Below are 19,225 nucleotides of genomic sequence, written 5' to 3' on the forward strand. Positions count from 1 at the left end.
GGACTACCTTCGAAACCTTGCGGTTGCGGCTGCTTACTCTTGGATCACATCGGCACCCTTGGGGATGTCGAACTTGAACTTGGACGCCGGGATGGCTTCGTTGGCCTTGACCCCGGTGAACAGGATATTGGTGCGCTGGCCAACGCTGTCGATCAACTGCATGTCGTTGATCATGCCGTTGCGAAACGACAGGCGCAGGCTGTCGAACAGGGTGTCGCGGGTTTTCGGCTTGAGGGTGAAGTCCATCACGCCGCCGGCTTCCTTGGAGGTGATGTCGAAGCTTTCGCTGATTTTCGACACGTCACCGGAGAGCAACAGGGCCGGGGTCTGGGTCAGGCGCTGGTCAAGCTTCTTGATGGTCACCTGCTCCAGGTCCGGGTCCCACAGGGAGACTTTCTGGCCGTCGGAAACCATCAGCTGTTCTTGTGGCGCATCCGTGTGCCAGTAGAACAGGCCCGGGCGCTGCAGGGACATCTCGCCGGCGGTTTCCTGCAACTGGGTGCCGCTGCCATCCAGGGTCAGCTGGGAGAAACGCGCGGTCAGGGTCTGGGACTTTTCCAGCAACTGGGTCAGGCGCGCCACGTCTTTGGGGTCGGCGTGGGCCGACAAGGTGGTCACAGCCAATACCGGCAGCAGCAACATGCGAATCAGGCGCATGGAATTCCTCATTAATTGGATGGGTATACGAGCGGCGTGACTTCACGCCGCTGCAAGCGAAACAGGGATCAGTCGCGCGTCGGGCCCGGCGCCAGCACTTCGCGGGAGCCGTTGGTGTTCATCGCCGTCACCACCCCGGCCATTTCCATGGCTTCGATCATCCGGGCGGCGCGGTTGTAGCCAATCTTCAGCTTGCGCTGTACCGCAGAGATCGAGGCCCGGCGGCTTTCCAGGACGAACTGCACGGCTTCGTCGTAGAGCGCGTCGGCTTCAGGATCATCGCCGTCACCCCCGCCGCTGCTGCCTTCGAAACCACTGCCCGCCTCTTCGACACCGTTGAGGATATCGTCGTTGTATTCCGGCGCACCGCGCAGCTTCCAGGCCTCCACCACGCGGTGCACTTCATCATCGGAGACGAAGGCGCCGTGGACGCGGATCGGCAGGCTGGTGCCCGGCGGCATGTAGAGCATGTCACCGTGGCCCAGCAATTGTTCGGCACCGCCCTGGTCGATGATGGTCCGCGAGTCGATCTTGCTCGACACCTGGAACGCCATGCGGGTCGGGATGTTGGCCTTGATCAGGCCGGTGATCACGTCCACCGATGGCCGCTGGGTGGCGAGAATCAGGTGGATACCGGCGGCACGGGCCTTCTGGGCGATACGGGCGATCAGTTCCTCAACCTTCTTGCCGACGATCATCATCATGTCGGCGAATTCGTCCACCACCACGACGATGGTCGGCAGCTTGGTCAGCAGCGGCGCTTCGTCGTGAATGCTTTCGCGGTTGTACAGCGGATCGGCCAGCGGGGTACCGGCGTCAATCGCTTCCTTGACCTTGGCGTTGAAGCCCGAGAGGTTGCGCACGCCCATCTTGGCCATGAGCTTGTAGCGCCGCTCCATCTCCGCCACGCTCCAGCGCAGGGCGTTGGCCGCGTCCTTCATGTCGGTCACCACCGGGCACAGCAGATGCGGAATGCCCTCGTAGATCGACAGTTCGAGCATCTTCGGGTCGATCATGATCAGCTTGGCGTCTTCCGGGCCGGACTTGAACAGGATCGACAGGATCATCGCGTTGACCCCCACCGACTTACCGGAACCGGTGGTACCGGCCACCAGCAGGTGAGGCATTTTCGCAAGGTCAGTGATGATCGGCTTGCCGCCGATATCGTGGCCCAGGGCCAGGGTGACCGGGGATTTGAAGTTGTCGTATTCCGGGGTCGAGAGCACTTCGGAGAAGCGCACGATCTGCCGGTCTTCGTTGGGAATCTCGATGCCCACGGTGGTCTTGCCGGGAATCACTTCCACTACGCGAACACTGGTCACGGCCAGGGAACGCGCCAGGTCCTTGGCCAGGTTGGCGATCCGGCTGACCTTCACCCCTGCCGCCGGCTGGATTTCGTAACGGGTAATCACCGGCCCCGGGTGGATCGAATCCACCGAGACTTCGACGCCGAACTCCTTGAGCTTGATTTCCAGCAGGTGGCCGACTGCCGCCAGGGATTCGGGGGAATAGTTCAGCTGTTTCTTTTCTGCCGGGTCGAGGATCGAGATCGGTGGCAAGGTGCCTTCCACCGCGCTGTCGACGAACAGCGGCACCTGTTTCTCTTTCTGCACGCGCTTGCTGGGCTCCGGCGCCTTGGTGGCGATCGGCGTGATCACTGGCGGCACCTGCTTTTCGCGCTCGGACATGTGCTTGCTCAGGGCCTGCTCGCGCTCGATAAGGCGCTCCTTGACCTTGGCCTGCTCGCGCTTGTCGGCCACGTTCGGGGTCACGACTTCATCGACCCGGGCATCCACTTCGCGCAATTGCGCCACCAGTTGCTTGCGCTCCACGCGCGCATCCCACCAGCGGTTGGCGGCGCCCTGGAACAGTTCGAACAGGTCGAGGGTGATCTTGCCGGTCACGTCCATCACCTTGAACCACGACAGGTCGGTGAACACCGTCAGGCCGAACAGGAACAGGGCAATGAACATCAGGGTGCTGCCCTGCACGTTCAGGGCGTTCTTGGCCAGGTCGCCCAGGCTCTCGCCCAAGGCGCCACCGGCACCGGCCGGCAGGCCCGTGGCGGCATGGAAATGGATATGGGCCAGCGCGGCGCCCGACAGCACCAGGAACACCAGGCCGATCAGCCGCCAGGAAAACAGCCAGCCGCTCCACTGCCAGGGCTCATGGCGCTGGCGGAAGATCTGGTAGGTCTTGATCGCCAACAGCAGCGGGAAGATATAGGCGAAGTAACCCAACACCATAAACAGGATATCGGCGCTGTAGGAACCGGCCGGGCCACCGAAGTTCTGCACGTCTTCAATCTTGCTGTTATGACTCCAGCCCGGATCATCTTTCCCATAGGTCAGAAGTGCCATCATCAAGAACAGGCACAGGGCGCCAATGGCGATCAACGCACCTTCCTTGAGCCGGTAGTGCAATTGTTGACGCCAGAGCGGAACAACAGGTTTAGGTGCTGCGGTGGATTTCTTCAAAACGCGTCTTTTCCTGCGCCAAGGGCGCGTCCAACGGGTGATTGACTACAAGATACTGCTCAATCCGAGCAGGTAAATAAAGTTGACCGGCGTAACTGGGGCTACTTTTAACACTCTGCCCCTTGCTTCTGAAACAGTGCAATTCTGAATAAACCCGGTACAGCGTCGTATTGTACGGGTTTGTTCACGCCATGCCACGTCGGAACCCTCCGACCAGCATAGTCAACGGCCTGTTACGCACTGTTCAATTGGAGCATGCATTCTCTTTTGTGACAAAGGCTTATGAGGTGTTTTTATGAACGATGCGAAGCATTCACGCCTGATCATTCTGGGCTCTGGCCCTGCCGGTTACAGCGCTGCCGTCTATGCCGCTCGGGCCAACCTCAAACCGACGGTGATCACCGGCTTGCAAGCCGGCGGCCAACTGACCACCACCACCGAAGTCGACAACTGGCCCGGCGATGTCGAAGGCCTGACCGGCCCGGTACTGATGGAGCGCATGCAGAGACACGCCGAACGCTTCGACACCGAGATCGTCTATGACCACATCCACACCGCACAGTTGCAGCAGCGGCCGTTTATCCTCATCGGCGACAGCGGCACCTACAGTTGCGACGCGCTGATCATCGCCACCGGCGCCTCGGCGCAATACCTGGGCCTGCCCTCCGAAGAGGCCTTTGCCGGCAAGGGGGTTTCCGCCTGCGCCACCTGCGATGGCTTCTTCTACCGCAATCAGGTGGTGGCCGTGGTGGGCGGCGGCAACACCGCCGTGGAGGAAGCACTGTACCTGTCGAACATCGCCAAAGAAGTGCACCTGGTGCATCGCCGCGACAAGCTGCGAGCCGAGAAGATTCTCCAGGACAAGCTGTTCGACAAGGCCGCCAATGGCAATATCCGCCTGCACTGGAACCAGCACCTGGAGGAAGTGCTGGGCGATGCCAGCGGCGTGACCGGCGCCCGCCTCAAGGACAGCCACAGCGGAGAAACCAAGGATCTGCCACTGGCCGGGGTGTTTATCGCCATCGGCCACAAGCCCAATACCGATCTGTTCCAGGGCCAGCTGGAGATGCGCGACGGCTACCTGCTGGTGCGTGGCGGCAGCGAAGGCAATGCCACGGCCACCGGCATCCAGGGGGTATTTGCCGCCGGCGACGTGGCCGACCACGTCTATCGCCAGGCCATCACTTCGGCCGGCGCCGGCTGCATGGCAGCGCTGGATGCGGAAAAATTCCTCGACGACAACTAAGCCCTCGCCCTACGCTTGTGGCGGGCCCGCAATGGCTCGCCACCGCCCTCCCCTGCCGCAAGTCTGGATACCATGCTGACCTGGTTACAACGCAACACACTCGACTTCCCGCCGCTGGAAAAGGCCATGCGCGAGCCCAATGGCTTGCTGGCCGCGGGCGGAGACTTGTCTGCCGACCGCCTGATCCAGGCCTATCGTCACGGCTGCTTTCCCTGGTTTTCCGAAGGCCAGCCGATTCTCTGGTGGTCCCCCGATCCGCGCACGGTGTTATTCCCGGACGAACTGCATGTCTCCCGCAGCCTGGGCAAACTGTTGCGCAAACAACGCTATCAGGTGACCTTCGATCGGGACTTTGCCGCAGTCATCAGCGCCTGCGCAGCGCCTCGCGCCTATGCCGACGGCACCTGGATCAGCGAAGCGATGCAACGCGCCTACCTGCAACTGCATCAACGCGGCTACGCCCATTCGGTGGAGGTCTGGGATCAGGGAGTGCTGGTGGGCGGCTTGTATGGACTGGCCATGGGGCAGCTGTTTTTCGGCGAGTCGATGTTCAGCCGCGCCGACAATGCCTCGAAATTCGGCTTTGCCACTCTGGTGGAACGCTTGAAGGCGTGGGGATTTGTGCTGATCGACTGCCAGATGCCCACCGAACACCTGCACAGCCTCGGCGCCCGATCCATTTCCCGGCCAGAGTTCGCGAATTACCTGAAACACCACCTGGACCTGCCGAGCCGCGCCATATGGGTTTCCTAGGCGGGTTTGCCGGGGGTGGCTTACACTTAATTGCAAAGCTTATTCCGAGGGTTGACTCATGACCGAGTTGGCGCGCCTGAAGTTCTATGCCACCCAACCCCACTCTTGCAGCTACCTGCCCGACGAACAGGCGACCACTCTGTTCCTCGATCCCAGCCAGCCCATGGACGTGCATGTCTACGCGGATCTGTCGGAAATGGGCTTTCGGCGCAGCGGCGATCATCTGTATCGCCCCCACTGCCAGAACTGCAACGCCTGCGTGCCGGCGCGCATTCCTGCTACACAGTTCCTGCCCAGCCGCCAGCAAAAGCGCATTCTAAAACGCAACAGCGACCTGACCGTACACGCGGCCAAACCCTGCTTCAGCGAAGAGTATTTCGACCTCTACCAGCGGTACATCGAGCAACGCCACGCCGATGGCGACATGTTTCCCCCAAGCCGCGACCAGTTCTCGACCTTCCTGGTTCGAGACCTGCCCTTCTCGCGCTTCTACGAGTTCCGCCTGGACGGCCGCCTGCTGGCCGTGGCGGTCACCGACCTGCTGCCCAATGGCCTGTCGGCGGTCTACACCTTCTATGAACCCGACGAAGAGCGCCGCAGCCTCGGGCGCTTTGCGATCCTTTGGCAAATCGGCGAAACCCTGCGCCTGGGGCTGGATGCGGTGTACCTCGGCTACTGGATCAAGAACTGCAAAAAGATGAACTACAAGACCCAATATCGCCCCATAGAGCTGCTGGTTAACCAGAGATGGGTGATCCTCAACTAGAAGGTCTTGGCTTAAACCCCACTTTTCGGGCACAATGCACGCCGCTTTTGCCTGGCGCAGTTGCACCGGGCCATTCATTGGACACCGAGGGCTTTACTGCATGTCGAAAGAAGACAGCTTCGAAATGGAAGGCACTGTCGTCGACACCCTGCCCAACACCATGTTTCGTGTGGAGTTGGAAAATGGGCACGTCGTAACCGCGCATATTTCCGGCAAGATGCGCAAGAACTACATTCGTATTCTTACCGGTGACAAAGTGCGCGTCGAGCTGACGCCCTATGACTTGAGCAAAGGGCGCATCACTTACCGCGCTCGCTAAGCAAGTCAATACAAGACGCCCGGTTATGCCGGGCGTTTTTGTTCGTCTGCAAAAAAACGTTTCAAACGCCAGATAGCACAAAGGCACCTCCCGGTGCCTTTGGCTGTACTGCTGCGTTATGCGGCGATCAAGCCATTTCCGCCGTGGTCTCGAAATCGAAGGTCAGCTCGCCATCCTTGATGTCGATGTGGACCACACCGCCATGGTCGGACAGCTCGCCAAACAGGATCTCCTCGGCCAGGGGACGCTTGATCTTGTCCTGGATCAAGCGCGCCATCGGACGGGCGCCCATGGTCACGTCGTAACCACCGGCGGCCAGCCAGCTGCGAGCGGCATCGGTCACTTCCAGCTGCACGCGCTTGTCTTCCAGCTGCGCCTGAAGCTCGGTAAGGAACTTGTCCACCACGCTCTTGATCACTTCGTGGCTCAGGCGACCGAACTGGATAATGGTATCCAGACGGTTGCGGAACTCCGGCGTGAAGCTCTTCTTGATCACTTCCATGGCATCGGAAGAGTGATCCTGATGCGTGAAGCCGATGGAGGCTCGCGCCGCAGTTTCAGCACCGGCGTTGGTGGTCATGATGACGATCACATTGCGGAAATCCGCCTTGCGCCCGTTGTTGTCGGTCAGGGTCCCGTGGTCCATCACCTGCAGCAGCAGGTTGAAGACTTCCGGGTGGGCCTTCTCGATTTCATCGAGCAGCAATACGCAATGCGGCTGCTTGGTGATGGCCTCGGTCAGCAAGCCACCCTGGTCGAAACCGACATAGCCGGGAGGCGCACCAATCAAGCGCGAGACGGTGTGCCGCTCCATGTACTCGGACATGTCGAAGCGCACCAGCTCGATCCCCATGGCCTTGGCCAACTGCCGCGCCGCTTCGGTCTTGCCGACACCGGTAGGACCGGCGAACAGGAAGGAACCGACCGGTTTATCCGGCGATTTCAGGCCTGCACGGGACAGCTTGATCGCGGTGGACAGCGAATCGATCGCCGCATCCTGGCCAAACACCGTCAGCTTGAGATCGCGCTCGAGATTGCGCAGCAGCTCTTTATCGGAACTGGTGACGTGTTTTGGTGGAATCCGCGCGATTTTCGCCACGATGTCTTCGACCTGGGCCACTTCGATGCGCTTCACGCGCTTCTCCGCCGGCTGCAAGCGCTGATAGGCACCTGCCTCGTCGATGACGTCGATGGCCTTGTCCGGCATATGCCGGTCATTGATATAGCGCGAGGCCAATTCTGCAGCGGCACGCAGGGCTTCATCACTGTATTCGATACTGTGATGCTGCTCGAAACGCCCCTTGAGGCCGCGCAGGATGCCAATGGTGTCTTCAACCGAGGGCTCGGACACATCGACTTTCTGGAAGCGCCGCGCCAAGGCGCGGTCCTTCTCGAAAATGCCACGGAACTCCTGGAAGGTAGTCGAGCCGATGCAACGGATATCACCCGAGGACAGCAGCGGCTTGAGCAGGTTCGAGGCGTCCATCACCCCACCGGAGGCCGCACCGGCACCGATGATGGTGTGGATTTCGTCGATGAACAGGATCGCCTGAGGGCGTTTTTTCAGTTCGCCCAGCAGCGCCTTGAAGCGCTTCTCGAAATCGCCGCGGTATTTGGTACCGGCCAGCAACGCCCCGAGATCCAGCGAGTAGACGACGCTGTTGACCAGCAGGTCCGGCACTTGATTGTCGACGATGCGCTTGGCCAGGCCCTCGGCAATCGCGGTCTTGCCCACGCCTGCCTCACCCACCAGCAGCGGGTTGTTCTTGCGCCGGCGCGCCAGGATCTGCGCTACGCGCTCGACTTCCTGCTCGCGCCCTACCAACGGATCAATGCGCCCCTGACGGGCCAGCTCATTGAGGTTGCTGGCATAGGCATCCAGAGGATTGCCCGAAGAAGACGACTCACCACCCTCTTCGTCCTGCATATCCTGTTCACCTTCAGAATGATCGCCATGCCCGGGCACCTTGGAGATGCCATGGGCGATGTAGTTGACCACGTCGATACGGGCAACGCTCTGCTGTTTCAGCAGGAACACCGCCTGGCTCTCTTGCTCACTGAAGATTGCCACCAGCACATTGGCACCGGTGACTTCACGCTTGCCCGAGCTCTGTACGTGAAAGACAGCACGTTGCAATACACGCTGGAAACCCAGGGTTGGCTGAGTTTCGCGATCCTCGTCGTGCACGGGAATCAGCGGCGTTGTGGAGTCGATGAACTCCTGCAGGTCGTGCTTGAGTTTGTCGAGGTTTGCTCCGCAGGCACGTAAAACGGTGGCGGCGGCCTCATTATCCAAAAGAGCCAACAGGAGATGCTCGACGGTCATGAACTCATGACGCTTCGAACGGGCCTCCTTGAAGGCGAGATTGAGGGTGACTTCGAGCTCGCGGTTTAACATAGCTTCACCTCATACCCAAGTGGTCGGCGTTAACCGTCCTTCTCGATTTCACAGAGTAGCGGATGCTGGCTTTCCCGGGCGTACTGGTTGACCTGCATGGCCTTGGTCTCGGCGATGTCGCGGGTAAACAATCCACACACTGCCCGCCCTTCGGTATGGACGGCCAGCATGACCTTGGTCGCCAGCTCGCGATTCAGGTTAAAAAACATCTCGAGCACTTCGACGACGAAATCCATCGGCGTGTAGTCATCGTTGAACAAAACCACCTTGTACATCGGCGGCGCCTGGAGAGCAGGCTTAGCCTCCTGTACTGCCAAGCCAGCGGAATCGTCGTCGTGCAAGTCCGGGCGATCCTGATTGAATGTTAGTCGAATCTGGCTGATTGCATGCATGGAAAGAAAGGTTCGTCAGTTGTGCAAATACAGTGGTGGGGGCGCCCTGGAAGGATTTCAACTCCGACCGCCGGGTCAACTTGACTATCGGCAAAACGGTGTTACAACCAATAGGGCCCACATTGGGTAATAAACGTCCGCGGCGTCAACCTTTTTACCAAGCTTGGCGGCGGATGAACTGGATGATACTCCAGTGATGGAGTCTGTTGCAGAGGGATATGAGTATGGCTAGCGGTAAGGTCAAGTGGTTCAACAACGCCAAGGGTTATGGCTTTATTAATGAGGAGGGCAAGACTGACGATCTGTTTGCCCATTACTCGGCCATCGATATGGATGGCTACAAGACCTTGAAAGCCGGACAGGCTGTGAGCTTCGAGATCATCCAAGGGCCCAAGGGCCTGCATGCGATCAAAATCAGCGCGTTGAAGGTGCCCGGCGAAATCGTCACCGCCGAGGCCCAGCCCGAAAGCGCCCTGAGCTGATCCAACCAACATCCAGTCATGAAAAAACCGGCCGACTCAAGGGATTGAGTCGGCCGGTTTGCTTTGGGCGCCGTACAGCTTACATGTGCGAGATCAGCGCATCGCCGAAGGCCGAGGAAGACAGCAGGGTTGCACCGTCCATCAGGCGTTCGAAGTCATAGGTCACGGTCTTGGCCGAGATTGCGCCATTGGTGCCCTTGATGATCAGGTCGGCCGCTTCGGTCCAGCCCATGTGGCGCAGCATCATCTCTGCGGAGAGGATCAGCGAACCCGGGTTGACCTGGTCCTTGCCGGCATACTTGGGCGCGGTACCGTGGGTGGCTTCGAACATGGCCACGGTATCGGACAGGTTGGCGCCTGGTGCAATGCCGATGCCGCCCACTTCCGCCGCCAGGGCGTCGGACAGGTAGTCACCGTTGAGGTTGAGGGTCGCGATCACATCGTATTCGGCCGGGCGCAGCAGGATCTGCTGGAGCATGGCGTCGGCGATGGCATCCTTGACGATGACGTTCTTGCCGGTTTTCGGGTTCTTGAACTGCATCCAGGGACCGCCGTCCAGCAGGGTCGCGCCGAACTCTTCGGCCGCCACTTCGTAGGCCCATTCCTTGAAGGCACCTTCGGTGAACTTCATGATGTTGCCTTTGTGCACGATGGTCAGCGAGTCGCGGTCGTTATCCACTACATATTGCAGCGCCTTGCGCGCCAGACGCTTGGTGCCCTGCAGGGAAACCGGCTTGACGCCGATGCCGCAGTTTTCGTCGAAACGGATCTTGGTGACACCCATTTCCTCCTTGAGGAACTTGATGACCTTGGTGGCTTCTGCCGAGCCGGCTTTCCACTCGATGCCGGCGTAAATGTCTTCGGAGTTTTCACGGAAGATGGTCATGTCCACGTCACCCGGCTTCTTCACCGGGCTGGGCACGCCTTCGAACCAGCGCACAGGGCGCAGGCATACATAAAGATCGAGTTGCTGACGCAGGGCCACGTTCAGGGAACGGATGCCACCACCGACCGGAGTGGTCAGCGGGCCCTTGATGGAAACCACGTAATCCTTCACTGCGTCCAGGGTTTCCTGAGGAAGCCAGGTGTCCTGGTCGTACACTTGAGTCGCTTTTTCCCCGGCATACACTTCCATCCAGGAAATCTTGCGTTCGCCGCCGTAAGCCTTCTTAACCGCAGCATCGACAACCTTGATCATGACCGGGCTGATATCAACACCAATACCGTCGCCTTCGATGAAAGGAATAATCGGGTTGTTAGGAACATTGAGAGAATGGTCTGCGTTGACGGTGATTTTGTCGCCGACTGCTGGAACCTGAATCTTCTTGTATCCCATGCTGAACTCCGTTGTGTGGATTGAACATCTGGCTGCGTTCGAGCGTACCCCAGTTGAATCTGGACGGGAACCTCATGTTCCACCCATATGCCGTGAAAGCTGCACAGTTCGCGGCCTACAAGCCTGAAAGCAAAGGGAAAAGTGCCAAAGTAAAGCACCCCGAGCGACTCTACGCCTGCACCCTGCCTGCGACCTTTAGACCAATGGACGAGAACGGGCGCCTATGAAGCATCGGCGTTTTGCTAGCTACCTATGTATAATGCCGCCGCTGACCACAGAGTCACGACGGCCGAACGCTCTGCTACCGACAAAACAAGCCGAGAATGGCCGCCCAAAGCCGGGTTGTTACCGCAGCCCACCCGCTTGACGCTCGACTGATGCACCCAACATCACCGCGAAGAAACCTCGACATTCGGCTCATGGATGACCTTTGAACGAAAGCGCTTACCCGGCGCACCTCGAGTTTCTGCGCACGCTTTAGCAAAGAAGAGAGTTAATCCGAATATGCCCACCCGCTCGAAGATCATCTACACCTTCACCGACGAAGCCCCGGCCCTCGCCACCTATTCCCTGCTGCCTATCGTAGAAGCCTTCACCGCTTCGGCTGATATCGCCGTGGAAACCCGCGACATCTCCCTGGCCGGCCGCATCCTCGCCAGCTTCCCTGAGCAGTTGGGTACCAAAGCGGTGCCGGACCACCTTGCCGAACTGGGCGAGCTGGCGGTCACCCCAGAAGCCAACATCATCAAGCTGCCGAACATCAGCGCCTCGGTCCCGCAACTGCAAGCCGCGATCAAAGAGCTGCAGGCCCAGGGCTATGCCCTGCCGGACTATCCCGAGACCGTCACCAGCGACGCCGACAAAGACGCCAAGGCGCGTTACGACAAGGTCAAGGGCAGCGCCGTGAACCCGGTCCTGCGTGAAGGCAACTCCGACCGCCGCGCTCCGCTGTCGGTGAAGAACTATGCGCGCAAGCACCCGCACAAGATGGGCGCCTGGGCCAAGGACTCCAAGTCCCACGTTGCCCACATGAGCAACGGCGACTTCTACGGCAGCGAAAAAGCGGCCCTGATCGAAGCAGCCGACAGTGTCAAGATCGAACTGATCGCCCAGGACGGCACTGCCACCGTCCTGAAGGAAAAGACCGCCGTGCAAGCCGGCGAGATCCTCGACTGCGCCGTAATGAGCAAAAAGGCCCTGCGCGCCTTCATCGCCGCTGAAATCGAAGACGCCAAGAAGCAAGGCGTACTGCTTTCGGTACACCTCAAGGCCACCATGATGAAGGTCTCCGACCCGATCATGTTCGGCCAGATCGTTGCCGAGTTCTATCAGGATGCCCTGAGCAAGCACGCCACCGTGCTGCAGGAAATCGGCTTCAACCTGAACAACGGCATCGGCGACCTGTACGCCCGCATCAAGGCCCTGCCGGCCGACCAGCAAGCTGCGATCGAAGCCGACATCCAGGCCGTCTACGCTGCCCGCCCTGCCCTGGCCATGGTCAACTCCGACAAAGGCATCACCAACCTGCACGTGCCGAGCGACGTGATCGTCGACGCCTCGATGCCTGCCATGATCCGTGACTCCGGCAAGATGTGGGGCACCGACGGCCAGCTGCACGACACCAAGGCCGTGATCCCGGACCGTTGCTACGCCACCATCTACCAGGCCGTGATCGAAGACTGCAAAGCCAATGGCGCGTTCGATCCGACCACCATGGGCAGCGTGCCGAACGTTGGCCTGATGGCGAAAAAAGCCGAAGAATACGGTTCCCACGACAAGACTTTCGAAATCAAGGCTGACGGCGTGGTTCGCGTCACCGACAGCAAAGGCAGCCTGCTGCTGGAGCAGAAAGTCGAAGCCGGCGACATCTTCCGCATGTGCCAGACCAAAGACGCGCCGATCCAGGACTGGGTCAAACTGGCGGTCAACCGTGCTCGTGCCAGCAGCACCCCGGCCATTTTCTGGCTGGACCCGATGCGTGCCCACGACGGCGTGATGATCGAGAAAGTTCAGGCCTACCTGAAGGATCACGACACCAGCGACCTGGACATCCGCATCATGTCCCCGGTTGAAGCCATGAAGTTCACCCTGGCCCGCACCCGCGACGGCAAGGACACCATCTCGGTGACCGGCAACGTACTGCGCGACTACCTGACCGACCTGTTCCCGATCATGGAACTGGGCACCAGCGCCAAGATGCTGTCGATCGTGCCGCTGATGAACGGTGGCGGCCTGTTCGAAACCGGCGCCGGCGGTTCGGCTCCCAAACACGTACAGCAGCTGCTGGAAGAGAACTTCCTGCGCTGGGACTCCCTGGGTGAGTTCCTGGCCCTGGCCGCCTCCCTGGAGCACCTGGGCAACACCTACAACAACCCGAAAGCCCTGGTACTGGCCAAGACCCTGGACCAGGCTACCGGCCAGTTCCTCGACAACAACAAGTCGCCATCGCGCAAGGTCGGCAACATCGACAACCGCGGCAGCCACTTCTACCTGGCGCTGTACTGGGCCCAAGCCCTGGCCGCCCAGACCGAGGACGCCGCCCTGCAAGCGCAGTTCAGCACCCTGGCCAAGACCCTGACCGAGAACGAAGCGACCATCGTCGCCGAGCTCAACAGCGTTCAGGGCAAGCCTGTGGACATCGGCGGCTACTACAGCGCCAACCCTGAGCTGGTGAGCAAGGCCATGCGCCCGAGCGCTACCCTCAACGCAGCCATTGCTGCGCTGGTGTAAGCACGAGCGAACACACAAACCCCGGCCCCGCGCCGGGGTTTGTGCTTCTGGAGCCCGCAGTCGCCGGCTTGCCGGCGACTGCCCTCACGCGAACATGAGGCGCTCGCTTCGCCGGCAAGCCGGCTCCTACAATGCTTCCCCCCTTATAAAGGAGTGCCTTTATGGAATGGCAACCCCATATCACTGTCGCCACCATCGTCGAGGATCAGGGGCGCTTCCTGTTCGTCGAGGAGTACTCGGGCGAACAGGCCGTACTCAATCAGCCTGCCGGGCACCTGGATGCCAATGAAAGCCTGCTCCAGGCCGCCATCCGCGAAACCCTGGAAGAGACCGGCTGGGACGTGGAGTTGACCGGCGTGGTCGGTATCTACCTCTATACCGCCCCCAGCAACGGCGTGACCTACCAGCGCGTGTGCTTTGCCGCCAAGCCGCTGCGCCATCATCCGGACTATCAACTGGACGACGGCATCATCGGCCCACGCTGGCTGACCCGCGCGCAACTGCTGGAACAACGGGCCAACTGGCGCAGCGAGCTGATCCTGCAGTGCCTGGACGACTACCTGGACGGCCAACTGCACAGCCTGGCACTGATCCGTCCGTCGCTTTAACCGCAGTTTTAGCCTTGCAGGCCTCAGCCTGTTAGAATCGCGTCCTTTTTCAAGACACCCATTGAATTCCTATGCGTGATCCAGCCCCTTCTGACACCCAAAAGAAGCGCGTCATTGTCGGCATGTCCGGCGGCGTGGATTCTTCCGTTTCCGCCCTCCTGCTGATGGAGCAGGGATACCAGGTGGAAGGCCTGTTCATGAAGAACTGGGAGGAAGACGACGGAACCGAATACTGCACCGCCATGGACGACCTGGCCGACGCCCAGGCCGTGTGCGACAAGATTGGCATCAAGCTGCACACCGCCAACTTCGCCGCCGAATATTGGGACAACGTGTTCGAGCACTTCCTGGCCGAATACAAGGCCGGCCGCACGCCGAACCCGGATATCCTCTGCAACCGCGAAATCAAGTTCAAGGCCTTCCTCGACTACGCCATGATGCTCGGCGCCGACCTGATCGCCACCGGCCACTATGTGCGTCGTCGCGACATCGACGGCCGCACCGAACTGCTCAAGGGCCTGGACCCGAACAAGGACCAGAGCTACTTCCTCCACGCCGTTGGCGGCGAGCAGATCGCCAAGACCCTGTTCCCGGTGGGCGAGCTGGAAAAACCCGAAGTACGCGCCATCGCCGAAAAACACGACCTGGCCACGGCGAAGAAGAAAGACTCCACCGGCATCTGCTTTATCGGTGAGCGGCGCTTCAGTGACTTCCTCAAGCAATACCTGCCAGCCCAGCCCGGCGAGATCAAGACTACCGAAGGCGAAGTCATCGGCCGCCACCACGGCCTGATGTACCACACCATCGGCCAGCGTCAGGGCCTGGGCATCGGCGGCCTGAAAGACGCCGGCGAAGAGCCGTGGTACGTGCTGATCAAGGACCTGGAGCACAACGAGCTGATCGTGGGCCAGGGCAATGATCACCCCTGGCTGTTCTCCCGCGCCCTGCTGGCCTCCGACATCTATTGGGTCAACCCCATCGACCTGAGCCAGCCGCGACGCCTGACCGCCAAGGTGCGCTACCGCCAGAGCGACCAGCCCTGCACCCTGGAAATGACCGCCAACGGCTACCGCGCCACCTTCGACGACCCACAGCGCGCCGTCACTCCCGGCCAGTCCGTGGTGTTCTACGACGGCGAGATCTGCCTCGGTGGCGGCGTGATCGAAGTGGCCGAACCCTGGAGCAGCAAGGACGCCCGTCCATGAGCCCGATTCAGGAACAACTGACGGCGCTGGGCGGTGTATTCCTGGCCGCCGTGCTGGTCGACCGGATCGCCAAGACCGGCCAGGTCAGCGAAGCGGCCTTGAGCTGCATGCTCGGCAGCCTGCTGATCCGCGACCCGAAAGACACCCTGGAAGTCTACGGCGGCGACGACATCAACCTGCGCGAGGGTTACCGGGCCCTGATCGGCGCCCTGGAGCGCGACCCCAGCACCCTGCAGCGCGAACCGCTGCGCTACGCTTTGTCGATGCTCGGCCTGGAGCGCCAGCTGGCCAAGCGCGACGACCTGCTGGAGACCATCGGCAAACGCCTGCCGCAGATCCAGTCCCAGGTAGAACATTTCGGTCCAGCCCACGAAAACGTCATCGCCGCGTGCGGCGGGCTGTACCAGGACACCCTGAGCACCCTGCGCCAGCGCATTCAGGTGCACGGCGACATGCGCAACCTGCAGCAGCCCAGCAATGCCTCGAAGATCCGCGCCCTGCTGCTGGCCGGCATCCGCTCGGCACGCCTGTGGCGACAGTTGGGCGGCCATCGCTGGCAACTGGTGATCAGCCGGCGCAAATTGCTCAAAGAGCTTTATCCATTGATGCGCAGCAGCTGAGCTGCGCCTGATTTTTCAAGAGCTGCGCGTAAGACGCTGGTCAGTTGGCAACGGACCGGCGGATATTTTCATGTATGATACGCGCCCCATTTCGTTGCCCGACTGTCCGAGAACACCCCATGCAGCTCTCTTCGCTCACTGCGGTTTCCCCTGTTGACGGCCGCTACGCCGGCAAAACCCAGGCCCTGCGCCCCATTTTCAGCGAATACGGCCTGATCCGTGCTCGCGTCCTCGTTGAAGTGCGCTGGCTCCAGCGCCTGGCCGCCCATAGCGCCATCAGCGAAGTGCCGGCGTTCTCCGCCGAAGCCAACGCCGTCCTCAATGCCCTGGCAGAGAATTTCTCCCTGGAGCACGCCGAGCGCGTCAAAGAGATCGAGCGCACCACCAACCACGACGTCAAGGCCATCGAGTACCTGCTCAAGGAGCAAGCTGCCAAGTTGCCTGAACTGGCCAACGTCAGTGAGTTCATCCACTTCGCCTGCACCAGCGAGGACATCAACAACCTGTCCCACGCCCTGATGCTGCGCGAAGGCCGTGATGAAGTGATGCTGCCGCTGATGCGCCAGACCGCCAACGCCATCCGCGAACTGGCGATCCGTTTCGCTGAAGTGCCGATGCTGTCGCGCACCCACGGCCAGCCGGCCTCGCCGACCACCCTGGGCAAGGAGCTGGCCAACGTCGTGTACCGCCTGGAGCGCCAGATCGCCCAGGTCGCTGCCGTGCCGCTGCTGGGCAAGATCAACGGCGCCGTAGGCAACTACAACGCCCACCTCTCGGCCTACCCGGACATCGACTGGGAAGCCAACGCCCGCGCCTTCATCGAAGACGAGCTGGGCCTGGCCTTCAACCCCTACACCACGCAGATCGAGCCGCACGACTACATCGCCGAGCTGTTCGACGCCATCGCCCGCTTCAACACCATCCTGATCGACTTCGATCGCGATATCTGGGGCTACATCTCCCTGGGCTACTTCAAGCAGCGCACCATCGCCGGCGAAATTGGTTCCTCGACCATGCCGCACAAGGTCAACCCGATCGACTTCGAAAACTCCGAAGGCAACCTGGGCATCGCCAACGCCCTGTTCCAGCACCTGGCGAGCAAGCTGCCGATCTCCCGCTGGCAGCGCGACCTGACTGACTCCACCGTATTGCGCAACCTGGGCGTGGGCTTTGCTCACAGCGTGATTGCCTACGAGGCCAGCCTCAAGGGCATCAGCAAACTGGAGCTCAACGCCCAGAAAATCGCCGAAGACCTGGACGCCTGCTGGGAAGTCCTGGCCGAGCCGATCCAGACCGTGATGCGCCGCTACAACATCGAAAACCCCTACGAAAAGCTCAAGGAACTGACGCGCGGCAAGGGCATCAGCCCAGAAGCGCTGCAGACTTTCATCGACGGGCTGGACATGCCCGCCGCGGCCAAGGCCGAGCTGAAACAGCTCACCCCGGCCAGCTACATCGGTAATGCCGCAGCCCAGGCCAAGCGCATCTGACCGATTGCTCGACCTTTTGACGCCCGGCCGCGCCGGGCGTTTTTATTCCTGCTAGAAAAGTACACTTTTTCAATAGGTTACACATGAATCCTGATATTCCTCTTCAACTTCTGGGCGGCATCACTGCACGGGAATTTCTGCGTGACTACTGGCAGAAGAAACCCCTGCTGATCCGTCAGGCCCTGCCTGACTTCGAAAGCCCGATCGAACCTGACGAACTGGCCGGCCTGGCCCTGGAAGAAGAAGTCGAATCGCGCCTGGTGATCGAGAACGGCGAGCGCCCATGGGAACTGCGCCGCGGCCCCTTCGCCGAAGACGAGTTCAGCAAGCTGCCGGAACGCGACTGGACCCTGCTGGTCCAGGCCGTGGACCAGTTCGTCCCGGAAGTCGCCGAGTTGCTGGAGCATTTCCGCTTCCTGCCGAGCTGGCGCATCGATGACGTGATGATCAGCTTCGCTGCGCCTGGCGGCAACGTCGGTCCGCACTTCGACAACTACGACGTGTTCCTGCTGCAAGGCTTTGGTAAGCGCAACTGGAAGATCGGCCAGATGTGCGACTCCGAAAGCCCGCTGCTGCAACACGCGGACCTGCGCATCCTCGCCGAGTTCGAAGAAACCGAAAGCTGGGTCCTGGAGCCCGGCGACATGCTCTATCTGCCACCGCGCCTGGCCCACTATGGTGTTGCGGTGAACGATTGCATGACCTATTCGGTCGGTTTCCGCGCCCCGAGCGCCGCCGAAGTCCTGACCCACTTCACCGACTTCCTCGGCCAGTTCCTGCCGGACGAAGACCGCTACACCGACGCCGACGTGCAGCCGGCCAGCGACCCGCACCAGATCCAGCAGGACGCCCTCGACCGGCTCAAGGGCCTGCTGGCCGAGCACATGAGCGACGAGCGCCTGCTGCTGACCTGGTTCGGCCAGTTCATGACCGAACCACGCTACCCGGAACTGGTGACCGGACCCGAACTGGAAGAAGAAGACCTGCTGGGCAGCCTGGAACAGGGCGCGATCCTGATCCGCAACCCGAGCGCGCGCCTGGCCTGGTCGGAAGTGGATGAAGACCTGCTACTGTTCGCCAGCGGCCAAAGCCGCCTGCTTCCCGGTAAGCTGCGCGAACTGCTGAAAATGATTTGCGCCGCCGATGCCCTGCATATCGACAACCTCGGCCAGTGGCTGGCGGATGACGATGGGCGCGGCCTGTTGTGTGAACTGGTCAAGCAAGGGAGCCTGGGGTTTGCCGATGAATAAGATTCACGTACGTGTCGCAGACTGGCAAAAGGACAACGCCGAGATCCGGCGCATCCGTGAAGCCGTATTCATTGCCGAGCAATCGGTGCCGCCCGAACTGGAGTGGGATGCCGACGACGACAGCGCCGTGCACTTCCTGGCCTTCGAGGGCGACTTCCCCATCGGCACCGCGCGCCTGCTGCCCGACGGCCATGTGGGCCGGGTTTCGGTGCTCAAGGACTGGCGCGGCCTGAAGGTTGGCGACGCGCTGATGCGCGCGGTGATCGATGAAGCCGAAAAGCGCGGCCTGAAGCAGCAGATGCTCAGCGCCCAGGTCCAGGCCACGGCGTTCTATGAGCGCCTGGGCTTCTCCATCGTCAGCGAGGAGTTCCTCGAAGCGGGCATTCCCCACGTCGACATGGTTCGCGGCGCCTGACCGACACGCCGCTCGCGGCAACGGCCAGCCAAAACGCCCCGCCATCCCTCCTCCGGCAACTAAGCTGGAGACCAGGATGCC

At 61.0% G+C, this 19,225-nt stretch carries 17 protein-coding genes; 12 read left to right on the plus strand and 5 right to left on the minus strand.

The features are described 5' to 3' along the window. Positions 1–33: 33 nt before the first annotated feature. Both lolA and ACUXVH_RS13725 read right to left on the minus strand, forming a co-directional pair. Positions 34–657, minus strand: a complete 624-nt coding sequence (lolA, locus tag ACUXVH_RS13720) for an outer membrane lipoprotein chaperone LolA (RefSeq protein WP_011062167.1) — start codon at positions 655–657, stop codon at positions 34–36. A 68-nt stretch (positions 658–725) separates the two neighbouring features. Beyond that, the gene (locus ACUXVH_RS13725; protein WP_019092904.1) at positions 726–3,134 is read right to left on the minus strand and encodes a DNA translocase FtsK; all 2,409 of its coding nucleotides are present in this window, start codon (positions 3,132–3,134) and stop codon (positions 726–728) included. Positions 3,135–3,429: 295 nt separating this feature from the next. On the opposite strand from ACUXVH_RS13725, the gene trxB reads away from it, so the two are divergent. From trxB to infA, 4 genes are all read left to right on the plus strand, one after another. Further along, positions 3,430–4,380: a thioredoxin-disulfide reductase gene (trxB, locus tag ACUXVH_RS13730; RefSeq protein WP_011062169.1), complete on the plus strand. Its 951-nt coding sequence runs from the start codon at positions 3,430–3,432 to the stop codon at positions 4,378–4,380. A 72-nt stretch (positions 4,381–4,452) separates the two neighbouring features. Then, the gene (aat, locus tag ACUXVH_RS13735) at positions 4,453–5,133 is read left to right on the plus strand and encodes a leucyl/phenylalanyl-tRNA--protein transferase (protein ID WP_053152680.1); all 681 of its coding nucleotides are present in this window, start codon (positions 4,453–4,455) and stop codon (positions 5,131–5,133) included. 58 nt (positions 5,134–5,191) lie between these two features. Beyond that, entirely contained in the window at positions 5,192–5,899 is a 708-nt protein-coding gene (locus ACUXVH_RS13740; protein ID WP_015636288.1) for an arginyltransferase, read from the plus strand. A gap of 100 nt (positions 5,900–5,999) precedes the next feature. Then, positions 6,000–6,218: a translation initiation factor IF-1 gene (gene infA / locus ACUXVH_RS13745; RefSeq protein ID WP_002553999.1), complete on the plus strand. Its 219-nt coding sequence runs from the start codon at positions 6,000–6,002 to the stop codon at positions 6,216–6,218. Positions 6,219–6,345: 127 nt separating this feature from the next. On the opposite strand, the gene clpA is transcribed toward infA, so the two are convergent. After that, complete coding sequence (clpA, locus tag ACUXVH_RS13750; protein ID WP_011062172.1) at positions 6,346–8,616, minus strand: ATP-dependent Clp protease ATP-binding subunit ClpA; 2,271 nt, start codon at positions 8,614–8,616, stop codon at positions 6,346–6,348. 29 nt (positions 8,617–8,645) lie between these two features. Then, the gene (gene clpS, locus ACUXVH_RS13755; protein ID WP_011062173.1) at positions 8,646–9,008 is read right to left on the minus strand and encodes an ATP-dependent Clp protease adapter ClpS; all 363 of its coding nucleotides are present in this window, start codon (positions 9,006–9,008) and stop codon (positions 8,646–8,648) included. Positions 9,009–9,226: 218 nt separating this feature from the next. On the opposite strand from clpS, the gene cspD reads away from it, so the two are divergent. After that, positions 9,227–9,490 (plus strand): cold shock domain-containing protein CspD, encoded by a 264-nt coding sequence (gene cspD, locus ACUXVH_RS13760; RefSeq protein ID WP_019092905.1) that lies wholly within the window; start codon positions 9,227–9,229, stop codon positions 9,488–9,490. 79 nt (positions 9,491–9,569) lie between these two features. On the opposite strand, the gene icd is transcribed toward cspD, so the two are convergent. Continuing rightward, complete coding sequence (icd, locus tag ACUXVH_RS13765) at positions 9,570–10,826, minus strand: NADP-dependent isocitrate dehydrogenase (RefSeq protein ID WP_011062175.1); 1,257 nt, start codon at positions 10,824–10,826, stop codon at positions 9,570–9,572. A 504-nt stretch (positions 10,827–11,330) separates the two neighbouring features. On the opposite strand from icd, the gene ACUXVH_RS13770 reads away from it, so the two are divergent. From ACUXVH_RS13770 to ACUXVH_RS13800, 7 genes are all read left to right on the plus strand, one after another. After that, entirely contained in the window at positions 11,331–13,556 is a 2,226-nt protein-coding gene (locus tag ACUXVH_RS13770; RefSeq protein WP_065363239.1) for an NADP-dependent isocitrate dehydrogenase, read from the plus strand. 161 nt (positions 13,557–13,717) lie between these two features. Then, on the plus strand, positions 13,718–14,164 hold the full coding sequence (locus tag ACUXVH_RS13775) for an NUDIX hydrolase (RefSeq protein WP_065363238.1): 447 nt from the start codon (positions 13,718–13,720) through the stop codon (positions 14,162–14,164). 71 nt (positions 14,165–14,235) lie between these two features. After that, positions 14,236–15,369, plus strand: coding sequence for a tRNA 2-thiouridine(34) synthase MnmA (mnmA, locus tag ACUXVH_RS13780; RefSeq protein WP_065363237.1), 1,134 nt, complete (start codon positions 14,236–14,238; stop codon positions 15,367–15,369). Beyond that, complete coding sequence (gene hflD, locus ACUXVH_RS13785; RefSeq protein ID WP_011062179.1) at positions 15,366–15,989, plus strand: high frequency lysogenization protein HflD; 624 nt, start codon at positions 15,366–15,368, stop codon at positions 15,987–15,989. The genes mnmA and hflD overlap by 4 nt, the downstream gene beginning before the upstream one ends. A 119-nt stretch (positions 15,990–16,108) precedes the next feature. Continuing rightward, positions 16,109–17,479, plus strand: coding sequence for an adenylosuccinate lyase (gene purB, locus ACUXVH_RS13790; protein WP_019092906.1), 1,371 nt, complete (start codon positions 16,109–16,111; stop codon positions 17,477–17,479). Between the two features lie 83 nt (positions 17,480–17,562). Beyond that, a complete protein-coding gene (locus ACUXVH_RS13795; RefSeq protein WP_015636294.1) occupies positions 17,563–18,729 on the plus strand; it encodes a ribosomal protein uL16 3-hydroxylase in 1,167 nt (388 codons plus the stop codon). Further along, positions 18,722–19,144, plus strand: a complete 423-nt coding sequence (locus ACUXVH_RS13800; RefSeq protein ID WP_011062182.1) for a GNAT family N-acetyltransferase — start codon at positions 18,722–18,724, stop codon at positions 19,142–19,144. The genes ACUXVH_RS13795 and ACUXVH_RS13800 overlap by 8 nt, the downstream gene beginning before the upstream one ends. Positions 19,145–19,225: the final 81 nt, after the last annotated feature.

It is taken from the genome of Pseudomonas sp. 8(2025) (assembly GCF_052665325.1).